Raw genomic sequence first — 1,348 nt, forward strand, 5'->3', positions numbered from 1 at the left:
CCGAGTCCTGCCACTGCGGCTCGCGGCGGGTCACCCACAGGGTGTCCGCGACCGTGGAGATCTCGGCCAGCAGCTGCGTCGCCGAGACGCCCATGCCCACGATCACCACCCGCTGCCCGGCGAACTCGTCCTTGGACACGTAGTCACGGGTGTGCAGCTGCCGGCCGTGGAACGAGCGCATCCCGGGCACCGAGGGCCACCGTGGGGACGTCCAGGTGCCGGTCGCGTTGACCACGAAGTCCGCCCGCCACGTGCCCGGCGCCCCGTCCGTGCGGACGAAGAACCCGCGCGCACGTCCCGGCTCGCCGATCCGCTCGACGCGCCTCACACGCACGGGCCGCCGGATCGGCAGGGCGAACCGTGCCTCGTAATCGGCGAAGTAGGCCGGCAGCAGGGTGTTGGCGTGCGCGGCCGGGTCGGCCGGCGGCACCGGGTCGCCGGGCAGCTCGTGGATGTGGTTGACGGTGGCCATCGTGAGCGAGTCCCAGCGGTGCTGCCACGCGCCGCCCGGGGCGGTCTCCGCGTCGAGCACCACGAACGTGCAAGGGGCGTCGTCGGGGACGCCGGCGGCGCCGTCGTCGTTCGGACCCAGCCCCACGAAACCGCGGCGGCGCAGGTGGTAGGCGGCGGACAGCCCCGCCTGGCCCGCGCCGATCACGACGACGGTCGCCCGGCCCACCCGAGCTGGCTGCGGCGGGGCCGGGGAGGGGGGCGCGGTCATGCCCGCAGGATACGTGCGCGTCGGCGGCGGACCGGGCGCCGGGGCCCCTGTCGCCCACGCGCGCCGCCCGGTACACTTGACCCCTATGTGGATCTTCCTGCGCTGACGCCCCCGCGTCACTGCCTGCCCCCGCCCCTCGCGCGCCCGCCTCGGATGAGGCCGTCGAGCGCCCCGGCACCTGAGGGGGATCCCACCATGGACTACGTGGTCCGCCCCTGCACGCCCGCCGACGAGACCTCGTGGCTGCGGTGCCGCGTGCTCGCCTTCCTCCCGCGAACGGAGCCGCCGCGAGATCGTCGCAGCGCGGCGCCGACCCCTGCCCACACGGCCGTGCGCGTCACCCGTCACGTCCGCCCCCTGCGGACAGCCGCCTAACGCGTCCGCGCACCCCTTTACCCTGAGACCATCGGGCCACCCGACCGCGGCGGCCCAGAGGAGACCATGACTGAGAAGAACCAGCACACCCCCGGCCCCCAGGGCGCCCACGGCTCCGAGGACGAGATCCAGGCCGTGATCGACCGCATCCTGGCCGCCGATGACGCTCGCCGCGCCTCCGAGCGCGAGGCGACCGGGCACGGCTCCGCGGACGGCGCCGCCGCCGAGCACCGGGACGCCCCCGACGCCGGC

Annotated in this window: 1 protein-coding gene and 1 pseudogene; one reads left to right on the top strand and one right to left on the bottom strand. The window is 75.7% G+C overall.

All coding sequences use genetic code 11. The features are described from left to right. The coding region (locus HMPREF3105_RS01925; RefSeq protein ID WP_246830315.1) for an NAD(P)-binding domain-containing protein at positions 1 to 721 on the bottom strand (721 nt) is incomplete at its 3' end. Between the two features lie 441 nt (positions 722 to 1,162). On the opposite strand from HMPREF3105_RS01925, the pseudogene HMPREF3105_RS01930 reads away from it, so the two are divergent. Further along, positions 1,163 to 1,348 (top strand): annotated as a pseudogene (locus tag HMPREF3105_RS01930) (GTPase HflX); the annotation flags it as partial.

Origin of the sequence: Micrococcus sp. HMSC31B01 (assembly GCF_001816085.1) — a bacterium.
GTDB lineage: Bacteria > Actinomycetota > Actinomycetes > Actinomycetales > Micrococcaceae > Micrococcus > Micrococcus luteus.